The organism is Amycolatopsis sp. PSD-21 (assembly GCF_055561455.1).
On sequence record NZ_CM145712.1, the window covers coordinates 7,713,546 to 7,735,677 of the forward strand.

Consider the following 22,132-nt stretch of genomic DNA (forward strand, 5'->3'; position numbering starts at 1 on the left):
AGAGCACAGACATCCGATCACCGCACCGGATCTCCCGGCCAATGACACCCCCAAATAACTGTTTGACGGTTCGCGTCCCGGCAGTCGATACTCGTCCCATGCCCGAGTCCCCCGGCCTTGACGAGCTGCGCGTCCTCGCCCATCCCGTCCGGCTGCGCATTCTGTCCCTTTTGACCGGTGTCGCGATGAGCGCGGCCGAAGCCGCGCGCGAACTCGGTGAGACACAAGCGAATGTCAGCTATCACCTGCGGCGGTTGCACGAGGCCGGCCTGCTGGACGTCGCCGAGGAGGTCCGGATCCGGGGCGGCCTGGCGAAACGCTACCGGCACGATCCGGAGTCCGGATCGCGGTTCACGTCGGCGAATCCGCGGGAGGAACAGCTCCTCATCGCGACTATGGCCGAAGAACTCAAGCGGCGCAGCGAATTCCGCGTTCCCGGCAAACCGGGGTCGACGAGCGACGCGGAGATGTGGGTCGACCGCGAGACCTGGGGGAAGGCGCTCGAACACGCCCGCGAGCTGAGCGACCTTCTGCACTCCGCCGCGAAGCCGCCCCGCACCCGGGGCACGATCCCGGTCAGCGCGACGGTCGCGCTGTTCGAAATGAGGCGACGATGACGTCTCTGCGCGAACCACTGCGCCATCACAACTTCCGCTGGCTGATCGGCGGCCGCACGTTCGGGGAGTTCGGCAACGCTGTCGCCCCGCTCGCGCTCGCGTTCGCGGTGATCGACCTGACCGGTTCGGCCGTCGACATCGGCATCGTCGTCGGCGCGCGGTCCGTGGCGAGCGTGGTCCTGCTGCTGTTCGGCGGGGTACTGGCGGACCGGCTGCCGCGGTCGGTGATCCTCCAGGGCACCGAACTCGCCGCCACGCTGACCCAGGCGGTCATCGCGGCGAGCGTCCTTTGTGGATTCGCGTCGATCCCGCTGCTGGTCGGCCTGAGCGTGGTCAACGGCGCGGTGGCCGCGATCTCCGCACCGGCGTCGGCGTCACTCACCCCGCTGACGGTGCCCGCCACCCTGCTCGCACAGGCCAACGCGCTGGCCAGGCTGTTGTCGAACTCCGGCCGGATCGCCGGCGCCGGGCTCGGCGGCATCCTGGTCACCGCGGTCGGCCCCGGCTGGGCACTCGGCGGGAACGCGCTGCTGTTCCTGGGCTCCGCCCTGTCCTACCGGTGCATCCGCCTCAGCCGCCGGGAACGGATCCCCGGCAGCCGCCCGCTCGCGGAACTCGTTGAAGGCTGGCACGAGTTCCGGTCGCGCACCTGGGTCTGGGTCGTGGTCGTGCAGTTCATGGTGGTGAACGCCGTCATCGCCGGCGGGATCGCGGTGCTCGGCCCCGTCGTCGCCGACAGCACTTTCGGGCGCTCCGGCTGGGGATTCGCCCTCGCCGCGCAGACGATCGGCTCGCTCGTCGGCGGCATCCTCGTGGCCCGATGGCAGCCGCGGCGCGCGCTGTTCGTCGGCGTCGCGGTGATCCTCTTCGAGGCGCCGCCGCTGATCCTCCTCGGCCAGGCCCCCTTGCTGCCGCTGCTGCTGGCGGCCATGTTCGTCTCCGGTCTGGCGATCGAGCAGTTCGTGGTCGCGTGGGACGTCTCGCTGCAGGAGAACGTGCCCGAGGACAAACTCGCGCGCGTCTACTCCTACGACATGCTCGGTTCCTTCATCGCCCTGCCCCTCGGGCAGATGGCGGCCGGGCCCGCCGCGCAGCACTTCGGGGTCAGCACGACTTTGCTCGCGTGCGCCGCGCTGGTCGTGGCCGCCACCGGTCTCGCGCTGTGCAGCGGCCAGGTGCGCGGCCTGGTCCGGAAGTCCCACGCCGCGCAGCCCTGACCCGGCGCCCCGCGAAGTGGTAGCAAAGGTCCCTTGCTTCCTTTCCGCAGGTCACGGCCAGGGACGGACCTCCTCGAGGAGCTTCGCGACCGCGAGGACCAGGTCGTCGGAGTGCCGCGGTCCGACGATCTGCAGGCCGACCGGGAGGCCCCGCGAGGTGCGGCCGGCCGGCACGCTGATGGCGGGCTGCTGGGTCATGTTGAACGGGTAGGTGAACGGCGTCCAGTCCGGCCAGCCGCTCAGCCCGCTGCCCGGCGGCACCTCGTGCCCGGCCTCGAAGGCGGTGATCGGGAGGGTCGGCGTGATCAGCACGTCGTAGCGCGTGTGGAACTCGCCCATCAGGATGCCCAGCGCAGCCCGCTCGGCGTTGGCGCCGAGGTAGTCGCTCGCGGAGAAGGTCTTGCCGAGTTCCCACACCTTCCGCAGCCCGGGGTCGACCTTCGTCTCCGAACCGGCGGGGAAGGTGTCCAGCCACTTGGCCGCCCCCGTCGACCACAGGATGTCGAAGGCCGCTTTCGGGTCGGTGAAACCGGGATCGGTCTCTTCGATGTGCAGGCCCGCGTCGCCCAGCGACCGGACCGCCGACTTGACGATCTCCGCGACCTCCGGGTCGACGTCGACGTAGCCGAGCGTCGGCGAGTAGGCGGCGATCAGCCCGCGCACGTCCCGCCGGACGGCCTCGCGATAGGTCGAGACCGGCGGGGCGAGCGCGGCCGGGTCACGGTGGTCCGGCAGGGCGAGGACGTCGAGGAGCAGCGCGGTGTCATCGACCGAACGCGCCATCGGGCCGGCGTGCGAGAGCGGGCCGAACGGGCTCGCCGGGAACAGCGGGATCCGGCCGTGTGTCGGTTTGAGCCCGACGATTCCGCAGAACGAAGCCGGGATCCGGATCGAGCCGCCGCCATCGGTGCCGACGGAGAGTTCACCCATCCCCGCCGCGACGGCCGCGGCGCTGCCCCCGCTCGAACCGCCCGCCGTCGTCGACGGGTCGATCGGGTTGCGGGTGATCCCGGTCAGCGTGTTGTCGGTGACGCCCTTCCACGCCAGCTCCGGTGTCGTGGTCTTTCCCAGCAGCACCAAGCCGTTCTCACGCAGCCGCGCGGTGACCGGGCTGTCGACGTCCCATGGCTGGTCCGGGTCGATGCATCGCGAACCGCGCAACGTCGGCCAGCCCTGGGTCAGGAACATGTCCTTGATCGAGGCCGGAACGCCGTCGAGCCAGCCGATCGGATTGCCGTCCCGCCAGCGGATCTCGGACGCTTTCGCCTGTTCGAGCGCGCCGTCGGCGTCGACAAGGCAAAAGGCGTTGGTCTCGCCGTCGCGTTCTTCGATGGCGCGCAAGGCGTTCTGGGTGGCCTCGACCGGCGACAGCTCTCCGGTGGCATACGCGGCGACGAGCTCGCTCGCGGTCAACTTGGTGTCGTTCATCCGGCCCCTAACCTTGGCGAAGCGTCTCCGACGGCACGTACCCGAGCTGCTTGTCCACGACGTTGCGCAGCGGCTCCCCCGCGCGCCAGCGACGGAAGTTGTCCGCGAACACCTCTACCAGAGTATTACGCCAGCCGACGAAGTCGCCCGACATATGCGGCGAGATCAGCACGTTCTCCATAGTCCACAAAGGACTCTCGGAGGGCAGCGGCTCGGTGTCGAAGACGTCGAGCGCCGCGCCGCCGAGCGGCCCGTCCCGCAATGCGCCGATCAGGTCCGAGGTGACGACCAGTTCGCCGCGGCCGACGTTGACGAACCGCGCGCCGGGTTTCATCGCGGCGAAGGCCTCGGCGTCGAACATGCCCTTCGTCTGCTCGGTCAACGGCGCGACCGCGACGACGTAGTCCGCCCCGGGAAGATGACGCGCGAGGTCCGAAGACGCGTACACATCGCCGAAGTCGGGATCGTCCTCACGAGGACGCCGTCCGACGCCCGCCACCGACATCCCGGCCGCCCGAAGCAGCCGCGCGATCGACCGGCCGATCGGCCCGGTGCCGACCACGAGGACCCGGCGGCCGGAGATCCGCTCGCTCTCGCGGTGCTTCCACTGCTTTCGCCGCTGCAGATCCCACGAACGAACGAAGTCCTTGGCGAACGCGAGGACGACTCCGAGGACGTACTCGGCGATCGCCCCGTCGAAGACCCCTCGGGAGTTGGTGAGCACGACATCGCTCTCCTGCAGCCCCGGGAAGAGGACGGGGTCGACGCCCGCACTGGCGATGTGCAGCCAGCGCAGCTTGTCGGCCGCGTGCCAGGCGCCCGGGACGGCGGTCGAAAGGAAGTCGTAGACGAAGAACGCGTCGGCTCCGGACAACGCGTCAGCCAACCCGGCCTCACCGGTGTAACGAACCACCGCTCGGTCTTCGATAGCGCGCATGTCCGGTGGGCGCGTGTCTCCGCAGAGCACCGCCAGCACAGGGGTCTCCGAGGCGATCACGTTGACACCGTAAAAGTGGCTCGTATGATTGTCAACAATCCGAGGAACGACCCCCGGAGCACCGGACTGTGACAGCAGAAGTTTCCGGAGGCTGAGACTTGGATTTCGACTTACTGGAGTTCGAAGGCCCGTTGGCGCAGCGCGGTATCGGCGTGATCGCCCCCTTCGACCTGGCCCTGGAACGCGAGCTGTGGCGCTGGGTGCCCATGGAGGTCTCCCTCCACCTGGCGCGGACACCGTACGAGCCCGTGCCCGTCAGCATGGAGATGGCCCAGCTCGTCAGCGACAGCAGGCATCTCGCCGCCGCCACGCGGGACGTGCTCCACGTGGAGCCCGAAGTCGTCGCTTATCTGTGCACCTCCGGAAGTTTCGTCAACGGTGTGGACTACGAACGCTCGCTGACCAAGGCGATCTGCGACGCGGGCGCGACGGACGCCGTCACCACGTCCGGAGCGCTGGCGGAGGTCCTGCATCAGCTCGACCTCCACCGGGTCTCGGTGCTCACCCCCTACGACGGCGACCTGACCGGGAAGCTGCACGACTTCCTGGCCGAGCTCGGCGTCGACACCGTCTCGAGCGACCATCTCGGCCTGGGTGGCGGCATCTGGAAGGTCAGCTACCGGACCATCGCCGAACGCATCCTCGCGGCCGACCACGCCGACGCCGAAGCCATCTTCGTCAGCTGCACCAACCTCCCCACCTACGATCTGATCGAGCCACTCGAAAGCGCGCTCGGCAAACCGGTCCTCACCGCGAATCAGCTCACCATGTGGGCCTGCCTCCGGCGGATGAACCTGCCGATCGTCGGGCCCGGCAAGTGGCTCCGGGAGGTCGACTGACCTCTTCGCCTACGATTGTCGACAATCTGCCCTCCGGAGGTTCCGTGCCCATCACGCCGTTCGCCCCACCCGAGCCGCCGTCCGAGACGACCACCATCGGGTTCATCTACCCCGATCACGCGGCCGAAGACGACTACCCGCTCGCGGAACAGCTCCTCGGCGGGGACATGGCCGGGATCAAGCTGCCGGTCGAGCACATCTACGGAACCGATCTGCACGCCGTTCCCGAGCTCTTGGACCTCGGCAGCGAAAGCCGGCTCGCCGACGGCGCCGCGCTCCTGGCCAAACACGAACCCGACGCGGTGGTGTGGGCGTGCACCAGCGGCAGCTTCGTCTACGGCTGGGAAGGCGCCCGCGACCAGGCCGACCGGCTCTCCGCGGTCGCAGGTGTCCCGGCGTCGAGCACGTCCTTCGCCTTTGTCAACGCCGCACGGGCACTCGGCGTCCGGCGGGTCGCGGTCGCCGCCAGCTACCCGGACGACGTCGCCCGGCTGTTCGTCGAGTTCCTCGGCGCGGGCGGGGTCGAAGTGGTCTCGATGGGCAGCGCGGACATCGACACCGCGGCCGAGGTCGGCGAACTCAGCCCGGAAGCGGTCGTCGAGCTCGCGGTGAGCCGGGACCACCCGGACGCCGACGCGCTGCTCGTCCCCGACACCGCCATGCGGACGCTCGGCGAGATCAACACGCTCGAAACCAGGCTCGGCAAGCCCGTGCTGACCGCCAACCAGGTCACCGTCTGGGAAGGGTTGCGGCTCACCGGGAAGTCGCCGCTCGTCCGCACACTGGGCGCGTTGTTCGGGAGAAGGGGCGACTGAACCATGTCCTTGCCGGATATCGAGCCGGTCAGCAGGGAGTCGACCGCCGGGATCATCGCGCGCCAGTTGCGGGACGCGATCATGACCGGCGCTCTTCCTCCCGGCACCCAGCTCGGTGAAACGGATCTGGCCTCCCGGTTCCAGGTTTCGCGGGGGCCGCTGCGCGAGGCGATGCAGCACCTCGTCTCCGAAGGCCTCCTGCGCAGCGAACGCCACCGCGGCCTGTTCGTGATCGACCTCGAACCCGGCGACGTCTACGACATCTACTCGGCGCGCTCGGCCATCGAGCGTGCCGCGATGCTGCGCGCGCTGCGCGGGGACAGGGAGCGGGTCGCCGCCGAACTCGAAGAGGCCGTGCGTGCCATGGCCACCGCCGCGGACGACGACGACCCGACCGCGCTCTCCTGGGCGGACCTCCGTTTCCACGAGGCGCTGATCGCCGCCTCCGGCAGCAAGCGGCTCGTGCGCATGGCCAGGACCCTGCTGATCGAGACCCGTATGTGCCTCACCGCGCTGCAGGGCACCTATCAGCGGGTCGAAGAACGGGTCACCGAGCACACCAGGATCATCGAAGCCCTGCGCGCCGGCGACGAGGAGACCGCGCTGTCGCTGCTGGAAGCCCATATGGAGGACGCCGTCCAGCGGCTGGCCCCGGGAACCAGCCTGCGGGAAGGCGAAGCGCCCGCGGTGCCTTGAGCCTTCAGCCACGGCCTCGCACCCCCAGCACCGGCTGACCACCCGTCCCGCCGCGGAAATCCCTGTCCCACGGCCAATTGCCGTGCTCGTCCTCGTAGACCAGTTGCAGCGCACGGAATTCTTCGCCGTACAGGAGAACCGCGGTGAGCAGGTGGGCCGACGGCGAACTGAGCGAAACGACCTCGAACGACGGCCATCCCACCGCGGCGGGCAGCACCTCACCCGCCTCCGGCGGCCCCGACCGGACCACCTGCTGGGCGAAATAATTCAGCAGCTGGCCGGATCTTCGCTCCCTCAGGCCGGTGACGACCAGTTCCGGCAGCCCGGCGTCGGTGAGCCCGACCGTGTACGCGAAGCCCGGTTGGACCGTGCCGCGCTCGACCGTCTGCACCATCCAGCCGTACTTCCGGATCAGCGGCCGCACCTCCTCGACGAGGTAGTCGGCGCGGGTCTTCCCGGGGTTGTCGCAATGCCAGCACATCAGCGCTCCTCAAGTCGTCGAATCCGATGACCGGCACTGTGCACCGGGGCACCGACAAAAACTCGCGACCCGGGGTGACGCGCAGTCGGCGAACGGGCTTTCGTGCTCGATTTCGCGCCGAGATTCCCTTTCAGGGCAACATTTTCACCTTGGTTGAGAAATTTCGAAGGTCAAGACGCAGGTTGCGCGATGGATCCACGGGATCGACACCCAAACGCCACTGCCTAACGTCGCAAGGTGAATCTGGCACTTCCTGGACCTGTCCAGTGTCGCGAAAGCCACTTTCAGGACACCTGATGTCCCGAAAGTGGCTTTCGCGACACGGCCGTCGAGCCTTGCCGCTCCAGTCAGCGAATGGCGGCTCCGCCCGAACTTGAGTACGCGAAGGCCCCTTCCCTGCGCTTAACGCAAAGAAGGGGCCTTCCTGTACTCAACAGTCATGAATGGACCGTTCATGACTTCCGGGACTTGACACGCCACTATGCGGATGGTTCAAGATAGAGCGGCGACCACCGCGGACCCGAGTTCGGCGGTGGTGGACTTCCCGCCGAGGTCGGGGGTTTGCACGGCCCCCTCCTCGAGAACCTTTTCCACCGCCGCACGTACGGCTTGTGCCGCAACGGTTTCCCCGAGATGGTCGAGCAGCATCGCCCCAGCCAGGATCTGCGCCACCGGATTCGCGATGCCCTGTCCGGCGATGTCGGGAGCGCTGCCGTGCACCGCCTCGAACATGGAAGGAAGCTCACCGGTCGGGTTGATGTTGCCCGAAGGTGCCATTCCGAGCCCGCCCGTCACGGCCGCCGCCAGGTCGCTCAGGATGTCGCCGAACAGATTGGAAGCCACCACGACGTCGAGCCGGTCCGGCGCCTGCACCATCCGCGCGGCGAGCGCGTCGACATGGCACTGCTCGGCGTGCACGTCCGGGTACTCCGCGGAGATCTCCGCGAAGATCTCGTCCCAGAACGGCATCGAGTGGATGAGCCCGTTGGATTTGGTCGCCGAACAGACCCGTCCCGTGCGCGTCTTCGCCAGTTCGAAGGCGTAGCGGATGATCCGCTCGACCCCGACCCTCGTGAACACGGATTCCTGTAAGACGAACTCGTTCCCCAGCCCACGATTGTGCCTGCCGCCGAGCTCCGAGTACTCGCCCTCGGAGTTCTCGCGGACGATCACCATCTCCAGTTCGTCGGCGGCGCGGCCGGCCAGCGCCGACGTCGTCCCCGGCAGCAGCCGGACCGGCCGGAGGTTGACGTACTGGCTGAACGCACGCCGGACCGGAATGAGGAGACCCCACAACGACACATGGTCCGGGACGCCGGGAAAGCCGACGGCGCCGAGAAAGATCCCGTCGAAAGCGGAAAGCCGCTCGATCCCGTCGGCGGGCATCATCGCCCCGGTCTTGGTGTACCGCTCACAGCTCCAGTCGAACTCCGTCCAGGACAAGGAGAAACCATGCGATGCCGCCGCGCGGTCGAGGACCTTGCGGGCCTCGGCCGTCACGTCCACGCCGATCCCGTCGCCGGGAATGCTCGCGATCCGATAGGAGGTCCCTGCTCGAGAAATCACAGGGCCACCGCGATGTACTTGGTCTCCAGGAACTCGTCGATGCCGACGCTGCCGCCCTCACGGCCGAGCCCGGACTGCTTGATCCCGCCGAACGGTGCCGCCGGGTTCGAAACCAGTCCCTGGTTGAGGCCGATCATGCCGGCTTCCAGCCGTTCCGAGACCCGCAGTGCCCGTGTGAGATCGGAGGTGTACACATAGGACACGAGCCCGAACTCGGTGTCATTGGCCGCCGCGATGGCCTCGTCCTCGCTGTCGAACGGAGTGATCGGGGCGACCGGCCCGAAGATCTCTTCCGAAGCGAGCCTGGCATCCTTGGGCACGTCGGTGAGGACCGTGGCCTGGTAGAAGTTTCCCGGACCGTCCACTGTGGATCCACCAGTGAGGACGCGCGCCCCTCGCCCGGTGGCGTCGGCGACCAGCCCGCTGACCTTCTCGACGGCGGCTTCGTCGATGAGGGGGCCGACGACGACACCCTCCTCGGTGCCGCGCCCCATCGGCAAGGCCTCCATACGCTCGGTGAGGCGCCGGGAGAACTCGTCGACGATGCCTCGCTGGACATAGAAGCGGTTCGCGGCCGTGCAGGCCTCGCCGATGTTGCGCATCTTCGCGGTCATCGCGCCCTCGATCGCCGCGTCGAGGTCGGCGTCTTCGAAGACGAGGAAGGGGGCGTTGCCGCCGAGTTCCATCGAGGTCCGGAGCACCTTGTCCGCGCACTGTTCCAGCAGCTTCCGCCCGACGCCGGTCGAGCCGGTGAAGGACAGCTTCCGCGCGCGGCCGTCGCGGATCAACGGCTCCATCACGCCGCCGGAGTCCGACGTCGTGAGCACGTTCAGCACACCTTCCGGGAGTCCCGCTTCGGCGAGGATAGCCGCGAGGGCCAACATCGAAAGGGGGGTTTGAGCGGCGGGTTTGATCACCATCGTGCAGCCTGCCGCGACCGCGGGCCCGATCTTGCGGGTGCCCATCGCCATGGGGAAGTTCCACGGCGTGATCAGCAGACACGGGCCGACGGGCTGCTTCGTCACGAGGAACCGGCCCGACCCGTTGGGGGCCACGGCGTAACCACCGTCGATCCGGACGGCCTCCTCCGCGAACCAGCGGAAGAACTCGGCCGCGTAGGTGATCTCGCCCTTCGACTCCGCGAGTGGCTTGCCCATCTCGAGGGTCATCAGCAGCGCGAGTTCGTCGGCGCGCTTGATCAGCAGCTCGTAGGCGCGGCGCAGGATCTCGCCGCGTTCGCGCGGGGCGACGTTCGCCCAGTCGGCCTGTGCGGCGACGGCCGCGTCGAGTGCGCTGACACCGTCCGCCGGTGACGCGTCGGCCACCTCGCACAGGGCTTCACCTGTCGAGGGGTCGAGAACGGGGAAGGTCTTCCCGTCCGTGGCGGGTACCCACTTGCCGCCGATGAACAGTTCCTTGCCGACCGACGTGACCACGCCGGCCTCACTGATCGAGCTCATCCCAACGCTCCTCCATGTTGTCCCGAACGCCATGCTATGGATATTGTCAACAATCGACAACAGCTCAGCCGACCTAGGAGCGCAGCCCATGGCCCAGCTATCACCGCTGCTCAAGCAGGCAACGCCGGTCGTGGTCGACCACGGTGAAGGGGTTTACCTCTACGGCACCGATGGCAAACGTCACCTGGATTTCACCGCCGGTATCGGCGTGACCAGCACCGGTCACTGTCACCCGCACGTGGTGAGCGCGGCCCGGGAGCAGATCGGCAAACTCGTCCACGGGCAGTACACGACGGTCATGCACATGCCGATGCTGGAGCTGACCGAGAAGCTGGGCGGCGTTCTCCCGGAAGGCCTCGATTCCCTCTTCTACGCGAACTCGGGCAGCGAGGCGGTCGAGGCGGCGCTCCGGTTGTCACGGCAGGCCACGAAGCGGCCCAACGTCATCGTCTTCCAGGGCGGGTTCCACGGCCGGACCGTCGCGGCGGCGACGATGACGACGTCGGGCACCCGGTTCAGCGCCGGGATCTCGCCGCTCATGTCCGGCGTGCACGTCGCGCCATTCCCCTACGCGTTCCACTACGGCTGGGACGAGGAGACGGCGACGAAGTTCGCGCTGCGCGAGCTCGACTACCTCTTCGCGACGGTCTGCGCGCCCAACGAGACGGCCGCGTTCTTCATCGAGCCGGTGCTCGGCGAGGGCGGGTACGTCCCGGCGAACACCGAGTTCCTGGCCGGGCTGCGGGAACGCGCCGACAAGCACGGCATCCTGCTGGTGATGGACGAGATCCAGACCGGCTTCGGCCGGACGGGCCGGTTCTGGGGACACGAGCACTTCGGCGTGCGCCCGGACATCGTGCTCATCGCGAAGGGGCTCGCGAGCGGGTTCCCGATCTCGGGTATCGCCGCGTCGGAGGAGCTGATGGCGAAGGCTCTCCCCGGTTCCCAGGGCGGGACCTACGGCGGCAACGCGGTGGCCTGTGCGGCGGCGATCGCCACGCTCGAGGTGATCCAGCAGGAGGGCCTGGTCGAGAACGCCGCCGAACGAGGACGCCAGCTCCTGGAGGGCGTGCGGGTGATCGCGGACAAATCACCGTCGATCGGCGACGTCCGCGGGCTGGGGCTGCTGGTCGGTTCCGAGTTCACCACCCCGGACGGCGAACCGGACACCGCGAAGGCCCAGGCGGCCCAGAAAGCCGCGTCCTCCAACGGATTGCTGCTGCTGACCTGCGGGGCGTACATGAACGTCGTCCGGATGGTGCCACCGCTGATCGTCGACTCCGCGCAGGTCGACGAGGCGCTGCGCATCTGGGGCGACGTGGTGGCGGGGGTCGAGTGATGGCCCGCTACATCACGATCACGCTCGACAAGCGCGGGGTGTCCTGCCGGGCCCGGCTGCTCGACGCCGAAGCCCCGCGGACCTGCCGCGCTGTCTGGGACGCGTTGCCGCAGAGCGGTTCGGCCTACCACGCGAAGTACGCGCGCAACGAGGTCTACACGCTCGTGCCGCCCTTCGCCGAACCGAAGCCGGGCCGCGAAAACCCCACGGTGACCCCGATTCCGGGGGATGTCGTGTACTTCGGGTTCGAGGCATGGGAGATCGGCAACCCGGCGTACGGCTACGACGAAGGCAGTGAGGCGCACAGCGACCAGGGCGCGACGGACCTCGCGATCTTCTACGGCCGCAACAACCTGCTGATCAACGGCGACGCGGGCTGGGTGCCCGGCAACGTGTTCGCGACGATCGAAGAGGGACTGGCGGAAATGGCCGAAGCCGCCCAGGATCTCTGGCTGCGAGGTGTCGAGGGCGAGACGCTTTCGTTCGCACGCGCGTGAAAACCCGTGGGCGGTGCGGGTTTCCACCCTCACCGCCCACGGGCAGGCACCCCACCCTGGCTTACTGTCGCGCTTCGGCGAGCCGGTATTCGACGCCGCCGACCTCTTCACCGCGCTGGTCGACCTGGGTCACGTGGACGGTGTACTGCCCACCCGCCGCTTCGGCGCCGGCGGTGAAGCTCAGCTTGGCGCCCACCTGTTCGCCCGATTTGAAGGTCAGGCCGCTGATCCGGGCTCGCTGCGGGTTCACGATGGCCAACTCGGTCTCACCGACCCGTTCGACGCCCTCCCCCTTCGCGCCGGACGCCCGCCAGCGCGCGGCCAGGTCGGGGCCGAGGTCGATGGTGATCCGTCCCGGACCGGTGAACGGCCTGCCCGGCTGGGTGAAGACGATGTCGCCGACCGCCGTGGGGTCCGGACCGTCCCAGCCGAACACGATCGGCCGGAACTCCGGGATCTTGATCTTGAACGGTACGGCGTTCACGTTGTGCCAGGCGATGTTGTTGTTGTTCCGGGCGTTCGCCGACGTGCTCAGGCCTTCGGTCGGCAGGTCGGTCGGCGAAAGCCACCGCGCCAGCAGGCAGAAGTGCGAACCGAGCGGCACCTTCCACGGGATGACGACCCGCTTGGTCCCGTAGGGCACGCTCACGTTGGTGGCCGAACCGATGTAGGTCCACTGGCTCGACCACTGGGCCACGGTGCCTTGTTTGGTGTAGTAGACCTGCAACGTGCCCTTCTCGAGCGCGTCGCCGTACGGGCCGGGATTGTTCAGGGTGACGTGGATGTAGGCGGTGGTCCCCTGCACGACCGGGTCGTCGCTGGCGCACAGTGTCCCTGGCGTGAAGCACACCCGGATGTCCGGACTGGAGTAGAGCGAACCGGCCGAGGGTTCGAACCCGACGTCGGACGTGTTGTCCCGGATGAAGACGTCGGCCCGGGCTTCCGGCGCGGCCTGTACCGCGGGTGCGATACCAGCGAACAGCGTCGCGGCGGCCAAGACGGCCGACGCGAGCAGCGTCCGGCGGCGCCGAGGATTCCTGCTGATCATGTTCCCCTCCTTGCGCGAAACATTCGACCCGTCGACCGTCGGCCAGGCCGGTTGTGGCGGGGTTGTCGAGATCGTGTGCCCTAATCGGCCGATTTGGGTGGGTCTTCGCCCGGATACGCTCACCGAGGTCACATGCCGGAGGGAGCGGGGTGCCCGGGCCAGGGGAACTACGGGTGCTGGGCCCGGTCGAAGCGATCGGCCCCACCGGGCGGGCGGAGCTGCACGGCGCCCGCCAGCGAGCCGTGCTCGGCGTTCTCGCCCTGCACGCGGGCTCGGTCGTCCCGATCCCCCGTCTGGTCGACGTGCTCTGGGGTGAAGATCCGCCGCGCACCGCGGTGAAGACCCTGCACAGTCATGTCGCCCGGATCCGGCAGGCCTTGGAGGACTGCGGTTTCGCGCCGGTCCTGCTCACCCGCAAGCCCGGGTACGTCCTGACGGTGGCACCGTCCTCTGTCGACGCCCTCCGGTTCGAAGAGGAACTTCGTGCCGCCAAGCGGAGTAATCCGGCCCAGGCGGTGGAGGCGTTGCGCGAGGCGTTACGGCTCTGGCGCGGCGGAGCCTTCGCGGACGCCGAACTCGACGGTTGGGGGCTGCGCGAGGTCGAACGGCTCCAGGAACTACGGCTGTCCGCCTGGGAAGAACTTTGGGACGCGGAGCTCAGGCTCGGCGATCACGAGGAGGTCCTCCGGGAGCTTCCGCGGCTCCGGGCCGAGCAGCCCTACCGCGAACGGCTCGCCGCGCTGCACATGCTCGCCCTGCACCGCTGCGGGAGGCATACCGAGGCACTGGAGACCTTTCAGGCCGTGCGCCGGTGTCTGGCCGACGAGTTCGGCGTCGATCCCGGCCCGGAACTGGTCGAACTGCACGCGTCGATCCTGCGACGGGCGCCCGAACTCGACGCACCCGCACGGGGCACCGCACCCGCGCAACTCCCCGCCCGCGTCGGGCACTTCACCGGGCGGCAGCAGGAGCTCGCTTCGCTCGACGGTCTCCTCGACGAAGCCGAGCCGCCGGTCGTGGTCATCTCCGGGGCGGCGGGGATGGGTAAATCGGCGCTGGCCGTGCAGTGGGCGCATCGCATCGCGGAACGCTTCCCCGACGGGCAGCTCTTCCTCGACCTCGCCGGGCACGATCCGGCGGAAGCGGTCTCGCCGGGCGAGGCCCTCGCCCATCTTGCGCGCGGGCTCGGTCTTCCCGACGATCGGCTGCCCGACGCGACGGCCGAACGCGCGGCGCTCTACCGCTCCTTGCTGCACGGGAAGCGTTGCGTGATCGTCGCCGACAACGCGGGCGGGGTCGACCAGATCCTTCCGCTCGTCCCCGGCACGACCGAGACGATGCTGATCGTCACCAGCAGACAGACCCTCGCCGCGCTCGGCAGCAGGCACGCCGTCCGCGTGTTCGCCCTCGACGCGCTGGCCGACCCGGAATCGATGACGCTGCTCACCCGGGTCCTGGGCGCCGACCGGGTCTCGCGCGAAGCCGACCACGCCGCGCGCCTGGCCAGGCTGTGCGACGGGATGCCTCTGGCGCTGCGGATCGCCGCCGCCCGCCTGACCGGTGAGCCGGGCCGTCCGATCGCGGAGCTCACCGAGGAGCTCACCGGGGCCGGGCGGCTGGAAACGCTTGCGGTACAAGGAGATTCACGAACGGTCAAAACAGTCCTCGCGAGCGCCTACCTGCCGCTGGACCAGGCTCCGGCCCGGCTGTTCCGGCTTTCCGGGCTGATCCCGGGGACGTCGTTCAGTTCGTCCCTCGGCAGCGCGCTGTGCGGGGTGCCCGCCGAAGCCGGCCGGGCCGCGGCCGCCGAGCTGGCCGCGGCGCACCTGATCACCCCGGCGGGCCCGGACCGTTATCGCCTCCACGATCTGATCCGGGAATTCGCCGTCGCGTGCGCCCACGCCGACGAAACGACGCCGGGCCGCGCGGAGGCAGCGGGGCGGCTGATCGACTGGTACCTGCACGTCGCCGCCGAAGCGAACCGGATCATCGACCCGAACCGCGATCTGGTCACCCCGGCGTTGCGCCACCCGGCACCCGAGCGGCCGTTCCCGGCGGAAAGGCGTGCGGCGCTGGCGTTCCTCGGTGCCGAGCGCGCGAATCTGCTTCCGGTGGTGCGGTTCGCGCGCGAACACGGCCGCAACACCGCCGCCTGGCAGCTCACCTACCTGCTCACCAGTTTCTACGACACCATGGGCGGCTGGAACGAGCGGATCGGACTTTGCCGCGAGGGGGCCGCGGCGGCCGCCGAACTCGAGGATCCGCTGGCGGAGGCGGAAATGCTGCGTGCGCTGGGCGCGGCCTACTTCATGACCCGCAGGCTGACGGACGCGCTCGAAACCAACGCCCGCGCGTTGAAGGCCGCCCGCGCGGCGGGCGACCTGGAAGGCGAAGGGCACATCTACAACAACACCGCGAACGCCTACGCCGCGCTGCGCCGGTTCGACGAGGCGATCACCGCGTACCGGCTCGCGGTGGAGCGGTGCACCTCGGCGGGCAACCGGCTCGGCCGTGCCCTGTCCCAGCGCAACCTCGGCCACGCCTACATCCGCCGCGGCCAGCCGATGGACGGCCTCAGCCCGCTGACGGCAGCGCTGGAGACGTTCCGCGAACTCGGCAACGCCCGGCTGGAAGCGGCCACTCTGGACACGCTCGGCGAGGCCTACGAGGAGCTCGGCGATCACGACGTCGCGCTGGACCATCTCGGCAAGGCGCTGGCCGCGTCCAGGGCGATCGGGGACCGGTGGCAGGAGTGGGAGTCACTGCTGCACGCCGGCCAGGTCCACCTCGCCCGCCGGGACTTCCGGGCCGCGCGGGCCGATTTCGACCAGGCGCTGCTGATCAGCCGCGACGTAGGGAACCGGCACAGCGAGGCGGCCGCGCTCGACCGGCTCGGCCGCGCCCACCTGGGGCTCGGCGATCTGGCCGCGGCGCGGGAGAACCTCGAACGCGGCGTCGCGGTCCGGGCGGGTGTCCCGGATCCGTACGAGGAGGCTCACCTGCATCGCGACCTCGGCGATCTGGAAGCGCGGTGCGGTGACACGGCCGCCGCGGCCGCCCACTGGGCTCGAGCGATCGAGCTGTACCGGCGGGCGAACGCGACGGCCGACGCCGACCTCGTCACCCGGCGGGGCTGATCACCACGGTCGAGGTCGCGTACACGAGCCTGCCCTGCGACGGCTCGAAGAACTCGACCCGCGCCTTCCCCGTTTGCCCGGGCACGATCGTGATTTCGGCGTATCCCCTGGTCTCACCGCGTTGGAAGGTGACGACACCGTCCTTCACCGGCTCGTGGGCGGAGCCCTCGGTGCGGTAGCGGATCGTGAGCGGCCCGGAGAGCCACGGCCGGGAAAGCACGAGCGGTACCCTGCAGGTGGTGGCGCCCAGCGCGAAGTTCGGTGGGATCGACCAGCAGATCTCGCCTTCCTGGGTGGTGGCCAGTGGCGCGGTCTTGACCTTGTCGTCGTCGGCCACCCAGGCGACACCGACGCTGTGCCCGATCCGCACCCCTTTCCCGCCGTACAGCTGCAGGGAGAACATTTCGTCGTTCTCCACCAGGGAATCGGCGCGGACCTTGACCGCGACCGTCTGCGCGTCCGTCCTTCCGGACCAGGTCAGTGTGCCCGCACGCGGCAAGTAGTCGATGCTCTCCTTCGCGACGAACGCCGGATCGACCGGCGAGCCGTTGCCTTCGATCGTCCGGTATTCGACCGTGCCCTGTGGCGCGCAGCCGCCGTCGGTGAGTGAAACGGTGAAGACAAGGGTGGTGTACCCGGCGCTCGTCCCCTCGGCCTGGCTGACTCCGCTGACGTTCGCCACGGGCGCCGTGCAGGCCGCTTGCCCGCCTTCGGCCGCCGGTACGGCGAGCCCGAACGTGATCGCCAGCGCCGCCCCCAGCGCCGCGATCCGTCTCATCCTGGATCCCATCGAGCGTCCACCCCTTCCGGCGGGCCGCCCGGCCCGCTGCGACATGGGTAACCGAGCGAGGTTGTCACGAGGTTGTGGCAACCAAACATGAAAAGGATTCATGGCCATCGTCGCCCACGACGTACTACGCTTCGGTAACCAGGCGAAGAGGCGTGAGGAAGGGCAGTCGATGGGCGATGTTGCGGCACGGTTCGCCGAGATCGTCGGGGACACGAACTTGCTCTCGGGCGAGGCGATCCCCGAGGACTACGCGCACGACGAGGCTTTGACCACCACCGCGCAGCGGCCCGCCCACCTGGCGAAACCGGGAAGCGCCGAAGAGGTCGCGGAGCTGCTCAAGGCCGCGAGCGAACACGGCGTACCGGTCACCGCGAGAGGGTCGGGCACGGGGCTTTCGGGTGGCGCGAGGCCACGCGAGGACGGCCTGGTGATCTCTTTCGAGCGAATGAACGCGGTACTGGAGATCGACACCGAGAACCATGTGGCCGTCGTCCAGCCCGGCGTCACACTGTCCGAATTGGACGAAAAGACCACGGAAGCCGGACTCGGCTACACCGTCTACCCCGGCGAGCTGAGCGCGAGCGTCGGCGGCAACGTCGGGACGAACGCGGGCGGTATGCGCGCGGTCAAGTACGGCGTCACGCGGCACAACGTCGTGGGCCTGCAGGCCGTGCTGCCGACCGGCGAGATCATCCGTACCGGCGGCAAGACGTCGAAGGTGTCGACCGGGTACGACCTGACCCAGCTGATCATCGGCTCCGAAGGCACCCTCGCGCTCGCGACCGAGGTCATCGTGAAGCTGTACCCGCGCCTCCCGCACGGCGCCACGGTGTTCGCCCCATTCGAGACCTTCGACGAGGTGATGACGGTCGTCCCGAAGATCGTCGCCAGCGGGCTCGCGCCGCATATCCTCGAGTACATCGACAATCTGACGCTCGCCGCGATCAGCTACAACGAGAAGCTCAGCCTCGGCGTCCCCGACGCGATCCGCGACAAGGCGCAGGCGTATCTGGTGGTGGCACTGGAAAATCGCGACAGCGACCGGCTGCACGCCGACGTCGAAGAACTCGGCGGCCTGCTGGGTGACGTCGGTGCGATGGACGTGTACGTGCTCGAAGGCCCGTCGGCGCGCAAGCTGATCGAGGCACGCGAGAAGGCCTTCTGGACGGCCAAGGCGGCCGGCGCGGACGACGTCATCGACGTGGTCGTCCCGCGGTCCGCCATGCCCGAGTTCCTGCGCAAGGCCAGGGAAATGGCGTTGTCGCGCGAGTCGGGCGCGCTCGGCTGCGGGCACGCCGGCGACGGCAACGTCCACCTGGCCATCTTCTGCAAGGACCCGGAGAAGCGGAAGCAGTTGCTGACCGACATCTTCGCGCTCGGCATGGAACTCGGCGGCGCGATCTCCGGCGAGCACGGCCTCGGCCGGGCCAAATCCGGCTACTTCCTCGAACTGGAGGACCCGGCGAAGATCGCGCTGATGCGCCGGATCAAGGAGAGCTTCGACCCGGCCGGGATCCTCAACCCCGGCGTTCTGTTCGCTGAGAGGGCTTGAAAAGTGAGTGAGATGAACGGCGCGCAGTCCCTGATCCGCACGCTCGTCGACAGCGGTGTCGACGTGTGCTTTTCGAATCCGGGCACCTCGGAGATGCACTTCGTGGCCGCCCTCGACTCCGTGCCCGAGATGCGCGGTGTGCTCGGCCTCTTCGAAGGCGTCGTCACCGGTGCCGCGGACGGCTACGCGCGGATCGCCGACAAGCCGGCGGCCACGCTGCTGCACCTCGGCCCCGGTCTCGGCAACGGGCTGGCGAACCTGCACAACGCGCGCCGCGCGCATACCCCGATCGTCAACGTGATCGGCGACCACGCGACCTACCACAAGCAGTACGACGCCCCGCTCGAATCGGATATCGAGGCCGTCGCCGGTTCGCTCGAAGGCTGGGTCCGCCGGTCCGAGCACACGAAGGACGTCGGTGCCGACGCCGCCGCGGCGGTCGCGGCCTCCCAGGACGCCCCCGGCCAGGTGGCGACGCTGATCCTCCCCGCCGACGCGTCCTGGGGTGAGGGCGGCGAGACCTGCGCGCCCATCCCGCCGCGGATCCCGCAGGTCGTCGACGCGACGACGGTGAAGAACATCGCCGAGGTGCTGTCCTCCGGTGAACCGGTCGCATTGCTTGTCGGCGGCAGCGGCTGCCGTGAGGCCGGGTTGCGCGCGACCAGCCGGATCGCGGCCGCGACCGGCGTGAAGGCGTTCGTCGAGACCTTCCCCGCCCGGCTCGAACGCGGCGAAGGCCTGCCGACGATCGAACGGCTGGGCTACCTCGCCGAGCAGGTCGCGTACCAGCTCGACGGGATCAAGCACGTGATCGTCGCCGGCACGAAGGCGCCCGTTTCGTTCTTCGCCTACCCCGGCAAGGCGAGCAACCTGGTCCCCGAAGGCGCACAGGTCCATGTGCTGGCCGAAGTCGCGCAAGACGTGCCGCGAGCGCTGAACGACGTCGCCGAGCTGGTCGCCGCCGAGACGGAGCCGGTGTTGCAGGAGGCCTCCCGGCCCGCGCTGCCCTCCGGGCCGTTGACTCCGCAGAACTGGGTCGACGTGATCGGCGCGCTGCTGCCGGAGCGCGCGATCATCGCGGACGAGGCGAACACCTCCGGTCTGCTGCTGCCCGCCGCGACCGCGGGCGCGCCGCGGCACGACGTGCTGACCTTGACCGGCGGTGCGATCGGCTACGGCATGCCCGTCGCGACCGGGGCCGCCGTCGCCGCGCCGGACCGGCCGGTGATCAACCTGCAGTCCGACGGCAGCGCGCTGTACACGATTTCGGCGCTGTGGACGCAGGCGCGGGAGAACCTCAACGTCACCACCGTCCTGCTGAACAACCGCGCGTACGCGATCCTGCGGCTGGAGTTGCAGCGGGTCGGCGCGGACGCCAACGGCCCGAAGGCGAACGAGCTGCTCGACCTTTCCCGGCCCGACATGGACTTCGTCAAGATCGCCGAAGGCATGGGCGTCCCGGCGTCCCGGGCCACGACCGCGGAAGAGCTGGCCGAGCAGTTCCAGCGCGCGCTCGCCGAACCGGGCCCGCACCTGATCGACGCGATCGTCCCGACGCTCTTCTGAGCGGAGCGTCCCTGCGTGCGATGAGTCCCTTCATCGCACGCGGGGCGCTAGCGGACCGAGGCGACCACTGATTCGGGCTGGCGTTGTTTCGGCACGAAAACGGTCAGGACGAGTCCCAGGAGCGCCGCACCGGCGGCGACCAGGAAGCTCAGCCGGAACCCCGTCGCGGACGGGACGGAAACCCCGCCGACGGTGATCGCCAGCGACGCGAGCATGGACGCCATCACCGCACTGGACGTCGACGTGCCGACGGAGCGCATCAGCGAGTTCAACCCGTTCGCGGACGCGGTTTCGGTGACCGGGACCGAACCCATGATCAGCGCCGGCATGGCCGCATAGGCGATGCCGACACCGCCACCGATGATGATCGACGCCGTGATCAGCTCGAAGGCGTTGTCCATCAACACGGTCGCGAAGGCGTATCCGGCCGCGATGGTGGTCGCGCCGACCATCAGCGTCGTACGCGGTCCGTAGCGCTCGATGAGCCGAGCCGAAACCGGCGACAGCATGAACATGACCAGGCCGTTCGGCGCGAGGCAGAGCCCGGCCTGCACCATGGTCAGGCCGAGGCCGTAGCCGGTCGACGCGGGTGCCTGCAGCAACTGCGGGAACGACAACGCCATCGAGTACAGCGCGAACCCGATCATGATCGACGCGAGGTTGGTGAACAGCACCGGCCGCCGTGCGGAGACCCGCAGGTCCACGAGCGGATCACGCCGCCGCAGCTGGTAGGCGCCCCAGACCAGCAGGATCACCACCGCGCTCCCCGCGAAGACGAGGGTGCGGCCGCTTCCCCAGCCCCATTCGCCGCCCTTGACGATCGGCAACAGCAGGCAAACCAGCCCGGCCGTCAGCCCCAGCGCGCCGAGGTAGTCGAACGGTGCCGGCGTCTTCACCGGCGACTCCGGCACCACGAAGAGGATCAGCAGGCCGCAGACGAGCCCGAGCCCCGCCGAAGCCCAGAACAGGACGTGCCAGTCGGCGTTCTGCGCGACCAGCGCGGACACCGGGAGCCCGATGGCGCCACCGACGCCGAGCGTCGAACTCATCACCGAGATCGCGGCGCCGACCCGTTCCGGCGCGAGTTCGTCGCGCATGATGCTGATGCCCAGCGGGATCGCGCCCATCGCGCAACCTTGCAGCCCTCGCCCGAGGACCATCAGCGCGAGCGAACTGGTCAGCGCGGACACCACCGAACCGGCGACCAGGAAGCCGAGGCTGATCAGCAGCAACCGGCGTTTGCCGTAGAGGTCGCCGAGCCTGCCGCTCACCGGCATCACCACGGCTCCGGCGATCAGGGTCGCCGTCACCACCCACGACGCGTCCGACGGGGTCGCGTCGAGCAGCCTGGGAAACGCCGGGATGAGCGGCACGACGAGCGTCTGCATGAACGAGGCCACCAGACCGCAGGTGGCGAGCACGACGACGAAGATCCGGGGCGAAGGTGCCCGTCCGACCGGTTTCACCATGCGCATCCCATGATCCGACCTTACACAGCACCACCCTTCCCAGTGAACGGTTGACCGACGGGATCACAGCCAGGTGCGAACCCCACCATGGCCGGAACAGGTACCGCGGCGATTCTGGCTGTAGCTATAGGAACCGTCCTCGCAGAGGGCGGTCGCTCCGTCGGCCGCGCCGGCTCCGGCCGACGGCCGGTGGACACAGACACCGTCGGTGTTGCGGTAGTAGTCGCTTCCACACTCCGCCGGGTTCGGCGCCTTCGCGGTCTGTGTGGTCTTCGGAGGTGTTTTCGCCGGTTTGGGCTCGACCTGCTTCGGCACCTCGACCGCGGCCGTGGTCGTCGGCACGAACCGCTGAGGTGCCAGAGTAGGAGTGGCCGTGTTCGTAGGCGGCGCCCCAGTGCTGGACGACGCCGGCACTGTCGACACCGTTGGCGCCGGGCTGCTTTGCGGTGTGACCCGCCCGGTGGGCACGGTCTCCACACCGCAGCCTCCGGCGACCAGAAGCCCGATCGCCAGTGCCATGCCCAGCTTCGTCGTCCTCTTCGGCATAACGACCTCCCCAGCACCGGTAGTGCCGCGTAGTCGGGAGATCGTCCGCCGTTGTTACGGCGAGACCGGCGC

At 69.1% G+C, this 22,132-nt stretch carries 19 protein-coding genes; 10 read left to right on the forward strand and 9 right to left on the reverse strand.

Annotation, left to right across the window (positions count from 1 at the left end; genetic code table 11):
• Positions 1–98: 98 nt before the first annotated feature.
• The gene (locus tag ACZ1DY_RS36245; protein ID WP_257484508.1) at positions 99–617 is read left to right on the forward strand and encodes an ArsR/SmtB family transcription factor; all 519 of its coding nucleotides are present in this window, start codon (positions 99–101) and stop codon (positions 615–617) included.
• Positions 614–1,834 carry an MFS transporter gene (locus tag ACZ1DY_RS36250; RefSeq protein WP_465482374.1) on the forward strand — a complete coding sequence of 407 codons (1,221 nt, stop codon included), beginning with the start codon at positions 614–616 and terminating at the stop codon, positions 1,832–1,834. The genes ACZ1DY_RS36245 and ACZ1DY_RS36250 overlap by 4 nt, the downstream gene beginning before the upstream one ends.
• Before the next feature lie 51 nt (positions 1,835–1,885).
• On the opposite strand, the gene ACZ1DY_RS36255 is transcribed toward ACZ1DY_RS36250, so the two are convergent.
• Positions 1,886–3,262 (reverse strand): amidase, encoded by a 1,377-nt coding sequence (locus ACZ1DY_RS36255; protein ID WP_126735673.1) that lies wholly within the window; start codon positions 3,260–3,262, stop codon positions 1,886–1,888.
• 7 nt (positions 3,263–3,269) lie between these two features.
• Entirely contained in the window at positions 3,270–4,259 is a 990-nt protein-coding gene (locus ACZ1DY_RS36260) for a D-2-hydroxyacid dehydrogenase (RefSeq protein WP_465482375.1), read from the reverse strand.
• A gap of 98 nt (positions 4,260–4,357) precedes the next feature.
• On the opposite strand from ACZ1DY_RS36260, the gene ACZ1DY_RS36265 reads away from it, so the two are divergent.
• Genes ACZ1DY_RS36265 through ACZ1DY_RS36275 form a run of 3 tightly spaced genes read left to right on the forward strand, consistent with a single transcriptional unit; the run spans position 4,358 to position 6,609 of the window.
• Positions 4,358–5,098, forward strand: a complete 741-nt coding sequence (locus tag ACZ1DY_RS36265; protein ID WP_126735675.1) for a maleate cis-trans isomerase family protein — start codon at positions 4,358–4,360, stop codon at positions 5,096–5,098.
• A 44-nt stretch (positions 5,099–5,142) separates the two neighbouring features.
• Entirely contained in the window at positions 5,143–5,913 is a 771-nt protein-coding gene (locus ACZ1DY_RS36270) for a maleate cis-trans isomerase family protein (RefSeq protein ID WP_465482376.1), read from the forward strand.
• Between the two features lie 3 nt (positions 5,914–5,916).
• Entirely contained in the window at positions 5,917–6,609 is a 693-nt protein-coding gene (locus ACZ1DY_RS36275) for a GntR family transcriptional regulator (RefSeq protein ID WP_192743318.1), read from the forward strand.
• A gap of 4 nt (positions 6,610–6,613) precedes the next feature.
• On the opposite strand, the gene ACZ1DY_RS36280 is transcribed toward ACZ1DY_RS36275, so the two are convergent.
• From ACZ1DY_RS36280 to ACZ1DY_RS36290, 3 genes are all read right to left on the reverse strand, one after another.
• The gene (locus ACZ1DY_RS36280) at positions 6,614–7,090 is read right to left on the reverse strand and encodes a DUF4262 domain-containing protein (protein ID WP_126735678.1); all 477 of its coding nucleotides are present in this window, start codon (positions 7,088–7,090) and stop codon (positions 6,614–6,616) included.
• Positions 7,091–7,582: 492 nt separating this feature from the next.
• Positions 7,583–8,656: a tartrate dehydrogenase gene (locus tag ACZ1DY_RS36285; RefSeq protein ID WP_465482377.1), complete on the reverse strand. Its 1,074-nt coding sequence runs from the start codon at positions 8,654–8,656 to the stop codon at positions 7,583–7,585.
• On the reverse strand, positions 8,653–10,116 hold the full coding sequence (locus ACZ1DY_RS36290; RefSeq protein WP_465482378.1) for an NAD-dependent succinate-semialdehyde dehydrogenase: 1,464 nt from the start codon (positions 10,114–10,116) through the stop codon (positions 8,653–8,655). The genes ACZ1DY_RS36285 and ACZ1DY_RS36290 overlap by 4 nt, the downstream gene beginning before the upstream one ends.
• Before the next feature lie 88 nt (positions 10,117–10,204).
• On the opposite strand from ACZ1DY_RS36290, the gene ACZ1DY_RS36295 reads away from it, so the two are divergent.
• Positions 10,205–11,455, forward strand: coding sequence for an aspartate aminotransferase family protein (locus ACZ1DY_RS36295; RefSeq protein WP_465482379.1), 1,251 nt, complete (start codon positions 10,205–10,207; stop codon positions 11,453–11,455).
• The gene (locus tag ACZ1DY_RS36300) at positions 11,455–11,952 is read left to right on the forward strand and encodes a DUF3830 family protein (RefSeq protein WP_007033814.1); all 498 of its coding nucleotides are present in this window, start codon (positions 11,455–11,457) and stop codon (positions 11,950–11,952) included. Before ACZ1DY_RS36295 ends, ACZ1DY_RS36300 begins: the two co-directional genes overlap by 1 nt.
• 61 nt (positions 11,953–12,013) lie before the next feature.
• On the opposite strand, the gene ACZ1DY_RS36305 is transcribed toward ACZ1DY_RS36300, so the two are convergent.
• Positions 12,014–13,000: a hypothetical protein gene (locus ACZ1DY_RS36305; protein WP_465482380.1), complete on the reverse strand. Its 987-nt coding sequence runs from the start codon at positions 12,998–13,000 to the stop codon at positions 12,014–12,016.
• Positions 13,001–13,149: 149 nt separating this feature from the next.
• On the opposite strand from ACZ1DY_RS36305, the gene ACZ1DY_RS36310 reads away from it, so the two are divergent.
• Entirely contained in the window at positions 13,150–16,137 is a 2,988-nt protein-coding gene (locus ACZ1DY_RS36310; protein ID WP_465482381.1) for an AfsR/SARP family transcriptional regulator, read from the forward strand.
• Here the strand turns inward: ACZ1DY_RS36310 and ACZ1DY_RS36315 are convergent.
• Positions 16,121–16,915 carry a Calx-beta domain-containing protein gene (locus tag ACZ1DY_RS36315; RefSeq protein WP_465482382.1) on the reverse strand — a complete coding sequence of 265 codons (795 nt, stop codon included), beginning with the start codon at positions 16,913–16,915 and terminating at the stop codon, positions 16,121–16,123. The two genes, ACZ1DY_RS36310 and ACZ1DY_RS36315, sit on opposite strands and share 17 nt — an antisense overlap.
• Positions 16,916–17,096: 181 nt before the next feature.
• On the opposite strand from ACZ1DY_RS36315, the gene ACZ1DY_RS36320 reads away from it, so the two are divergent.
• Together ACZ1DY_RS36320 and ACZ1DY_RS36325 are read left to right on the forward strand one after the other, a co-directional pair.
• On the forward strand, positions 17,097–18,479 hold the full coding sequence (locus ACZ1DY_RS36320) for an FAD-binding oxidoreductase (protein WP_465485753.1): 1,383 nt from the start codon (positions 17,097–17,099) through the stop codon (positions 18,477–18,479).
• 12 nt (positions 18,480–18,491) lie between these two features.
• Entirely contained in the window at positions 18,492–20,045 is a 1,554-nt protein-coding gene (locus ACZ1DY_RS36325; protein ID WP_465482383.1) for an acetolactate synthase large subunit, read from the forward strand.
• Positions 20,046–20,092: 47 nt separating this feature from the next.
• Here ACZ1DY_RS36325 and ACZ1DY_RS36330 read toward each other — a convergent pair whose 3' ends face one another.
• Together ACZ1DY_RS36330 and ACZ1DY_RS36335 are read right to left on the reverse strand one after the other, a co-directional pair.
• Positions 20,093–21,520, reverse strand: a complete 1,428-nt coding sequence (locus ACZ1DY_RS36330; RefSeq protein WP_465482384.1) for an MFS transporter — start codon at positions 21,518–21,520, stop codon at positions 20,093–20,095.
• A gap of 57 nt (positions 21,521–21,577) precedes the next feature.
• A complete protein-coding gene (locus ACZ1DY_RS36335; protein ID WP_257484496.1) occupies positions 21,578–22,060 on the reverse strand; it encodes a DUF3761 domain-containing protein in 483 nt (160 codons plus the stop codon).
• Between the last annotated feature and the right edge of the window lie 72 nt (positions 22,061–22,132).

Coding starts and splice junctions, on each gene's coding strand:
- ACZ1DY_RS36245 (WP_257484508.1), top strand. CDS start 99: ATGCCCGAGTCCCCCGGCCTTGACGAGCTGCGCGTCCTCGCCCATCCC.
- ACZ1DY_RS36250 (WP_465482374.1), top strand. CDS start 614: ATGACGTCTCTGCGCGAACCACTGCGCCATCACAACTTCCGCTGGCTG.
- ACZ1DY_RS36255 (WP_126735673.1), bottom strand. CDS start 3,262: ATGAACGACACCAAGTTGACCGCGAGCGAGCTCGTCGCCGCGTATGCC.
- ACZ1DY_RS36275 (WP_192743318.1), top strand. CDS start 5,917: ATGTCCTTGCCGGATATCGAGCCGGTCAGCAGGGAGTCGACCGCCGGG.
- ACZ1DY_RS36280 (WP_126735678.1), bottom strand. CDS start 7,090: ATGTGCTGGCATTGCGACAACCCCGGGAAGACCCGCGCCGACTACCTC.
- ACZ1DY_RS36290 (WP_465482378.1), bottom strand. CDS start 10,116: ATGAGCTCGATCAGTGAGGCCGGCGTGGTCACGTCGGTCGGCAAGGAA.
- ACZ1DY_RS36295 (WP_465482379.1), top strand. CDS start 10,205: ATGGCCCAGCTATCACCGCTGCTCAAGCAGGCAACGCCGGTCGTGGTC.
- ACZ1DY_RS36300 (WP_007033814.1), top strand. CDS start 11,455: ATGGCCCGCTACATCACGATCACGCTCGACAAGCGCGGGGTGTCCTGC.
- ACZ1DY_RS36305 (WP_465482380.1), bottom strand. CDS start 13,000: ATGATCAGCAGGAATCCTCGGCGCCGCCGGACGCTGCTCGCGTCGGCC.
- ACZ1DY_RS36315 (WP_465482382.1), bottom strand. CDS start 16,915: ATGAGACGGATCGCGGCGCTGGGGGCGGCGCTGGCGATCACGTTCGGG.
- ACZ1DY_RS36320 (WP_465485753.1), top strand. CDS start 17,097: ATGGGCGATGTTGCGGCACGGTTCGCCGAGATCGTCGGGGACACGAAC.
- ACZ1DY_RS36325 (WP_465482383.1), top strand. CDS start 18,492: ATGAACGGCGCGCAGTCCCTGATCCGCACGCTCGTCGACAGCGGTGTC.
- ACZ1DY_RS36330 (WP_465482384.1), bottom strand. CDS start 21,520: ATGCGCATGGTGAAACCGGTCGGACGGGCACCTTCGCCCCGGATCTTC.
- ACZ1DY_RS36335 (WP_257484496.1), bottom strand. CDS start 22,060: ATGCCGAAGAGGACGACGAAGCTGGGCATGGCACTGGCGATCGGGCTT.